Origin of the sequence: Streptomyces sp. NPDC089915 (assembly GCF_040684675.1) — a bacterium.
Taxonomy (GTDB): Bacteria; Actinomycetota; Actinomycetes; order Streptomycetales; family Streptomycetaceae; genus Streptomyces.
Genome location: NZ_JBFBGN010000219.1, coordinates 1 through 7,100, shown reverse-complemented (window position 1 = coordinate 7,100; position 7,100 = coordinate 1). Strand labels below are relative to the sequence as shown.

The 7,100-nt window shown below is 73.4% G+C and carries 8 protein-coding genes; 5 read left to right on the top strand and 3 right to left on the bottom strand.

Annotation, left to right across the window (positions count from 1 at the left end; all coding sequences use genetic code 11):
* Positions 1-277 precede the first annotated feature (277 nt).
* From AB0O29_RS33510 to AB0O29_RS33500, 3 genes are all read left to right on the top strand, one after another.
* On the top strand, positions 278-604 hold the full coding sequence (locus AB0O29_RS33510) for a hypothetical protein (RefSeq protein ID WP_365159495.1): 327 nt from the start codon (positions 278-280) through the stop codon (positions 602-604).
* A gap of 296 nt (positions 605-900) precedes the next feature.
* Positions 901-1,596: a hypothetical protein gene (locus AB0O29_RS33505; RefSeq protein WP_365159492.1), complete on the top strand. Its 696-nt coding sequence runs from the start codon at positions 901-903 to the stop codon at positions 1,594-1,596.
* Between the two features lie 194 nt (positions 1,597-1,790).
* Complete coding sequence (locus tag AB0O29_RS33500) at positions 1,791-2,363, top strand: hypothetical protein (protein ID WP_365159489.1); 573 nt, start codon at positions 1,791-1,793, stop codon at positions 2,361-2,363.
* Between the two features lie 94 nt (positions 2,364-2,457).
* On the opposite strand, the gene puuE is transcribed toward AB0O29_RS33500, so the two are convergent.
* The gene (gene puuE, locus AB0O29_RS33495; RefSeq protein WP_365159486.1) at positions 2,458-3,375 is read right to left on the bottom strand and encodes an allantoinase PuuE; all 918 of its coding nucleotides are present in this window, start codon (positions 3,373-3,375) and stop codon (positions 2,458-2,460) included.
* A 117-nt stretch (positions 3,376-3,492) separates the two neighbouring features.
* On the opposite strand from puuE, the gene AB0O29_RS33490 reads away from it, so the two are divergent.
* Positions 3,493-4,587, top strand: coding sequence for an LLM class flavin-dependent oxidoreductase (locus AB0O29_RS33490; RefSeq protein ID WP_365159483.1), 1,095 nt, complete (start codon positions 3,493-3,495; stop codon positions 4,585-4,587).
* Positions 4,584-5,258: a CE1759 family FMN reductase gene (locus AB0O29_RS33485; RefSeq protein WP_365159480.1), complete on the top strand. Its 675-nt coding sequence runs from the start codon at positions 4,584-4,586 to the stop codon at positions 5,256-5,258. The genes AB0O29_RS33490 and AB0O29_RS33485 overlap by 4 nt, the downstream gene beginning before the upstream one ends.
* 55 nt (positions 5,259-5,313) lie before the next feature.
* Here AB0O29_RS33485 and AB0O29_RS33480 read toward each other — a convergent pair whose 3' ends face one another.
* A complete protein-coding gene (locus AB0O29_RS33480; protein WP_365159477.1) occupies positions 5,314-6,744 on the bottom strand; it encodes a phospholipase A2 in 1,431 nt (476 codons plus the stop codon).
* Between the two features lie 176 nt (positions 6,745-6,920).
* On the bottom strand, positions 6,921-7,100 hold a 180-nt coding region (locus AB0O29_RS33475; protein WP_365159474.1), incomplete at its 5' end, for an RICIN domain-containing protein.

The following is a 7,100-nucleotide window of genomic DNA, read 5'->3' as shown; positions in this document are numbered from 1 at the left end:
TACTCGTCGAGCACCTTCCGCCACGACCGGTAGATCTCGTGGACCCCGTCCTGGTCGAAGAACGGCAGCACCTGGTTGCCCAGCAGCTTGAGCTGGGACCGGCCAGGGCACGGAATGGGTCCGCATCGGCACCGCCGCCGCCCGCCTGTACGCGGGCGGCGCGGGACTCTTCGCGACCAGCCCCGGCTCGGGGGCCCTGTTCCGCTACACGGGCTTCGGCGACGCCTGGGTCGACGCGGGCGGCCCCGGACTCGACTTCGCCGTCGGACCCGACTACGTGGCCAAGGTCTCCCCGGACGGCCGGGAGGTCTGGCAGGCCAACGCCAAGGGCAGCAACTGGCGCCGGATCGGCGGTCCGGCCCGCAACCTGTACGCGGGCGGCGCCGGCCTCTTCGCGGTCGACCCCGCAACGGGCCGGATCCTCAAGTACGCCAACGTGCCGGACGTGTGGACCCCGATCGGCACGGCGGGCGTCGGCCTCGCCGTGGGCGCCGACTCCGTCTACCGCATCGGCGAGGACCTGACCGTCTCCCGCTGGACGGGCCGGGACTCCGAGTGGACCCCCCTGGGCATCACCGCCAGCTCCCTCGCCACCACCAACTGACCCCGCCCCACCCGCCGCCCGCCCAACGACCCGGGGGGAGCCACCCGGCCCCGGCGCTGCGCGGCCCTGGCGCTGCCCGGCCCCTGAGCCGCGCGGCCTCGGGCCACCGGCCCCGGGTCATGCGGCCCCGCTGCCGCCCGGCCCAGCCGTCCGCCGGCCAGCGAAACATGTCCGCCCGACGGCCCGGGGGAGCCGTCGGCCTCGGGCCATGCCGCCCGGCGCCGCCCGGCCCCGGCGCCGCCCGGCCCCGGGGCCGCCGTCCCGCGGCGGGGCGGCATCCGGAAGAATGCCCTCCCATGATCGCGCGCCCCTCGGAGGACCTGCCCGCCGCCTTCGCCCGCCTCGGCGGTGAGGAGGACGGCCGCGTCTGGAGCGAGCTGTGGGACGACCTGTGCCACCAGGGCTCCGTCTACGAGGACAGCTTCCCCGCCCTCCCGTACCTGGCGGCCATCGCCACCGGCCGCGCCCCCGGCGCCCCGCTCGACGCGGTCCTGATGTCCGGCCTCATCGTCTCGGCGGCCGACGACGAGCGCTCCGCCCGCTACGCGGACGAGATCACCGCCCTCCTCCCCGTGGCCCGCGCCCTCCTCGACGCGGCCACGGACGACGCCCCGGCCTTCGTCTACCTCCTCCAGTGCGTGCTGGCCTTCGAGGGCGAACGGGTGTGGAGCGCGGGCCGCCTCGAAGGCCTCTTCGAGCAGGAGTACGAACTCGACTGCCCGGCCTGCACCACGGCCCTCTTCATCGCCTTCGGCGACCACGGCTTCTTCGCCTCGGACGGCGACTACGTCACGGCCGACCCGGCCAGGGCGCCGCTCCTCCCGGCCGACCCGTCCACCCTCGCCCCGCTCCCCGCCCGCCTGCACGGCACGGCGGCGCGGGCGGGCCACGAGGCCATCGCCCGCGGCCTGACCCACCTCTTCGGCCGGGCCGTCTGCCCGTCCTGCGCGACCGCCTTCCCCGTCGCGGACGAGGTCGTCAGGACCCCCTGACCCACCGGAACCCACCGGGTTGTCCGCCGGACAACGGGGTTGTCCTCCCCCTCCACCCCCACTGACCTGCACGGACGCGAACCGGACCGTCCGGCCAATCCCGGGCCCGGGCCAGTCTTCCGGCGGACAGGGCGCCGACGGGGCGCCCCGCCACCCGGCCCACCCGGTGGGACCGGACGACCAAGGGGAGACCCATGTCATCGACGCGCATCCGCCTGGCGGCCCTCGGCGCCACCCTCCTCGGCGCCCTCGCCCTGGCGGCCCCGGCCCAGGCGACCGACACCACGGCCGCGCAGTCACGGGCCGCCTTCTCCGCCCAGGCCCATGAGGCGGGGCTGAACGACGGCCAGGCCGCGGAACTCCAGCGCCAGGTCGATGCCCAGCTGGCCGCCACCGGAGGCCGCCAGATCGCCGCGAACAAGATCGCCCTCGACAAGGACGCCAAGGCGGTCCTGCTGCTCCCCCTGCCCGGGGAGCAGCGGGCCCGCGATCTGTCCGCCCCCGGTGCCCCCTACGACACCTGCAAGCGCGACAAGATATGCCTGTACCCGTACACAAACTTCAACGGCACCGCGCTCCAGGTCTTCGACTGCGGCAAGGTCAGCAACCCCTTCCGCGGCACGGGCTCTTGGATCAACAACCAGCCCTCGGGGTACCGCATGAGCTTCTACGACCACAACGGCAAGTTCGGCTGGGGCTCCAAGTACGGCTACGACGAGCGCGCTGAAGCCCCCCTGGACTGGTTCGGATACATCAGCGCCTGCTGATCCGCGCCCGGCGCACCGGAGGCCCCGCCGCCCCGACGGCAGGCGCCCCCCCCCCACACCGAGGGCCCCCCGCCGCCCCGACGGCAGGGGGCCCTCACCCCTGCGGGTCCGCCGGCGGGTGCGTGGTGAGCCAGTGCCGGGCGATCCGCTCCCGCGTGGTGATCCAGCCCCCGCCGAGCTGCGCGACGTGCCGCAGGAACCCGTCGAGCGCCCGGATCCGCCCGGGCCGGCCGATGATCCGGCAGTGCAGCCCCACGCTCATCATCCGCGGCCGGTCGGCCCCCTCCGCGTGCAGGGCGGCGTAGGTGTCGACGAGGTACGCGAGCATGTCGTCGGCGGTCGTGAACCCGTGCACGATCAGGAACTTGAAGTCGTTGGCGTCCAGCCCGTACGGCACCACGAGCCGCTGCCGCCCGCCCTCCGTGACGTAGAACGGCAGGTCGTCGGAGTAGTCGTCCGAGTCGTACAGGAACCCGCCCTCCTCCGCCACCAGCCGCCGCGTACGCGCACTCGTCCGCCCCGTGTACCACCCCACCGGCCGCCGCCCGGTGAGCCTCCCGATCGTCTCGACCGTCCGCGCGATGTCGGCCCGCTCCACCTCTTCGGGCACCTCGCGGTAGTCCGTCCACCGCCACCCGTGCCCCGCGACCTCCCACCCCGCGGCCCCCATCGCCCGCGCCGCTTCGGGATTGCGCTCCAGGGCCTGCCCCACCGCGAACACCGTGAGCGGCACCCCGTGCGCCGCCAGGGTCCGGTGCACCCGCCAGAACCCGGCCCTCGCCCCGTAGGCGAACATCGACTCGGCGTTCAGGTCCCGCCCGCCCTCCACCGGCGGCGCGCCGACGATCTCGTGCAGGTACCCCTCGGAGCCGGAGTCCCCGTCCAGGACGTTGCGTTCGGCGCCCTCCTCGTAGTTGAGGACGAGGCTCACGGCCACCCGCGCCCCGCCCGGCCAGCCCGCGTGCGGCGGCTCGGCGCCGTACCCGACGAGATCACGCTGATACCCGGACACGGCCCGCACCCTACCCCCGCTCCCCGTCCGCGGGCGCCCCCGACAGGCGGGAATAGGTCGGCACCGCCCTCCGTTCACGGGTATAGTTGAATTCTAAACAACCTTGGAAGGGGAGCCATGCAGTTCGGGATCTTCACCGTCGGCGACGTCACCACCGACCCGACGACCGGACGCGCGCCCGGCGAGCACGACCGCATCAAGGCCATGCTCGCCATCGCGCAGAAGGCCGAGGAGGTCGGCCTCGACGTCTTCGCCACCGGCGAGCACCACAACCCGCCGTTCGTCCCCTCCTCGCCGACGACGATGCTCGGCTACATCGCCGCCCGCACCGAGAAGCTGATCCTCTCCACCTCCACCACGCTGATCACCACCAACGACCCGGTGAAGATCGCCGAGGACTTCGCGATGCTCCAGCACGTCGCCGACGGCCGCGTCGACCTCATGACGGGCCGCGGCAACACCGGCCCGGTCTACCCCTGGTTCGGCAAGGACATCCGCGACGGCATCGACCTCGCCATCGAGAACTACGCGCTGCTGCGCCGCCTGTGGGACGAGGACGTCGTCACCTGGAAGGGCAAGTTCCGCACCCCGCTCCAGTCCTTCACCTCCACCCCCCGCCCCCTCGACGGCGTCGCCCCCTTCGTCTGGCACGGCTCCATCCGCTCGCCCGAGATCGCCGAACAGGCCGCCTACTACGGCGACGGCTTCTTCCACAACAACATCTTCTGGCCCGCCTCCCACACCCGGCAGATGGTCGAGCTCTACCGCGAGCGCTACGCCCACTACGGGCACGGCACCCCCGAACAGGCCATCGTCGGCCTCGGCGGCCAGGTCTTCATGCGCCGCAACTCCCAGGACGCGGTCCGCGAGTTCCGCCCCTACTTCGACAACGCCCCCGTCTACGGGCACGGCCCCTCCCTGGAGGAGTTCACCTCCCAGACCCCCCTCACCGTGGGCTCCCCGCAGCAGGTCATCGAGCGGACCCTCTCCTTCCGCGACTACGCCGGCGACTACCAGCGCCAGCTCTTCCTGGTCGACCACGCGGGCCTGCCCCTGAAGACCGTCCTGGAGCAGCTCGACCTCCTCGGCGAGGAGGTCGTCCCGGTCCTGCGCAAGGAGTTCGCGAACCTCCGCCCCGCCGGCGTCCCGGACGCCCCCACCCACGCGGCCCGCGTCGCGGCCGCCACGCCCCACGAGGAGGCCCGCGCATGAAGCTCGTCGTCGTATCGGCCGGACTGAGCTCACCCTCCTCGACCCGCCTCCTCGCCGACCGCCTCACCGCCGCGACCCTCACGGCCGCGGCGGCCGGGGCCGCCCCCGCCCCCGAGCCCGAGGTCATCGAACTGCGCGACCTCGCCACCGACATCGCCCTGCACTTCACCACCGGCTTCCCGCCCGCCCGCCTGGCCGCCGCCCTCGACGCGGTGGCGGCCGCGGACGGCCTGATCGCCGTGACCCCGGTCTTCGCCGGCTCCTACAGCGGCCTGTTCAAGTCCTTCTTCGACGTCCTCGACAAGGACGCCCTCACCGGCACCCCCGTGCTCCTCGGCGCGACCGGCGGCACCGCCCGGCACTCCCTGGTCACCGAACACGCCCTGCGCCCCCTCTTCACCTACCTGCGCGCCCTCGTCCTGCCCACCGCCGTCTACGCCGCCTCGCCGGACTGGGGCGACGAGGGCCTGGACCGGCGCATCACCCGAGCGGGCACGGAACTGGCCCGCTTCCTGACCCCCGCCCACACCCCGGCCGCCCCGGACGTGGACACCACCACCGCGATAGCCGCCCCCCGCTCCTCCACGGGCGCGATCACCTCCCTCCCCCCGACCCCGTCGACCACCCTCATCCCCTTCGCCCAACGCCTGGCCGCCCTGCGGGTGGACTAGCGGGGCCGCCGCCCCCGCTCGGCGGGGGCGGCGGCCCGTCGTGGTCCGTGCCGGCTCAGCTGGCGACGACGACGGCCGCGAAGTACACGTCGGCCGCCTTGACGCAGGCCGCGCGTTCTGTGGCGGTGTGGTGGACGGGGAAGCCCATCTCGTCGCACACCGCGAGCAGGTCCTGGTGGAAGATGCGGTCGACGCGGTCCTTGGGGGAGTTCCAGTCCGCCCCGTGCTGGAAGACGTCCTCGCCCTGGAGGTCCTTGTAGTTGCGGTAGCCGAAGTCGTGCCGGATGCAGGCGAAGGTGAAGTCGTAGGTCCCGAGCCTGTTGGGCGCCGGATCGTTGCACCCGTTCGTGGTCCAGTTGAACTCGTAGCGGTCGGGCTTGCCCAGCTGGTGCGCGGCCCTGGTCTCCACCCAGTCGCCGAACGCCTTGTCTCCGAGCTGAGTCAGGGCGTCGAGGCGCGCCAGCTTCTCCGCGGGCGTGGCCGGGACCGCCGACGCCGGCGGGGCTCCCAGGTCGGCCCACTTGTCGTCGGCGCCGCTGCCGGCGTACCGCTGGACGGAGAGCTTGTCGGGAGCGAGTCGGTACAGGTGGTCGCCGCTGGTGGCGAAGGCGGCCGCGGCCCCGCTGACGCGGTTCCACTTGCCGGGGCTCCCGTTGTACTTGTAGAGCTCGCCGGTGTCCGGCCGGGTGGCGTAGAGGGTGTTGCTCGCGAGGATGGTCCCGGCGGGCCCGCCGACGGGGTTCCACACGTTCTTCTTCGCGTCGTACTCGACGACGGCCTTGTGGTCGGGGGTCAGGCCGTAGAAGTTGTTGTCGGTGACGGCGAAGGCGGCGCCGGGGCCTCCGACGACCTTCCACCGGCCGCCGTCGTACTTGACGATGTCCTTGGTGACGGGGTTGGTGGCGTACAGGGCCTTGTCGGGCCCGGTGTAGAGGTTCCCGGCGGGATCGCCGACCTTGTTCCAGACGTCGCCCCGGCCGCTGTACTTCCAGACCCCGGAGTGGTCGGGGCTGATCCCGTACAGGTCCTTGGAGGTGGCGGCGAAGGTGGCGCCGGGGCCTCCGATGCGGGTCCACTGGTTGGGCTCGCCGCCGTACCGGGAGATGTCGCCGCTGCCCGGCTCGATCGCGTAGAGCCGGTCGCCGCCGGCGTAGAGCTTCTGGGCGGCGCCGCGGATCTTCTGCCAGTTCGCCTGGCCGGTGGACCATTCGTAGACGGCCTGGTGGTCGGCGGCCAGCGCGTATGCCGAGTCCCCGGCGGCGACGATCTGCTCCATGGCCATCGGCACCGGGTCCTGGGAGACGGTGGACGCGGCGATGGCCACGGTGTCGCTCCGTCCCGGCGTGCCGGTCAGGCCGGGGCCGAAGGCGGTGGTCCAGGCGAGGGCGCCGGCCAGGGTGCCGGCCAGCGACCAGCACGCGATCCGTGCGGTTTTGCGGCGCCGGGCCGGTACCCGGCGGGGGCTGCTGCGGAACAGTGAAGTCATCTCTCGTGGCCTCCTGCGTCGTGTCTGACGGCTCGGATCCCACGGTGCGGGCCGGACCCCCTTGTCCGCCGTCCCGGACGGCGAAAGCCCAGCTCGGCGGGTGGACAACGGGCATCGTCCGCGGACACGGAGGCCCGTCCGGCGCCTGCGTACGAGGGCGCCGGACGGGCGCGGGGTCAGTTCCAGGTCTGGAGGGGGCTGCCGTCACAGGGCTGCTGGACGGCTAGGGCCCCGTCACCCTGGCCCCGGATGCTCAGGCACTTCCCCGAGTTCGCGTTGACCAGGCTCCAGCCGCCACCCGGCTGCGCCCGCCACCGCCAGCTCTGCGTGGGCGAACCGTTGCACGACCACTGGTT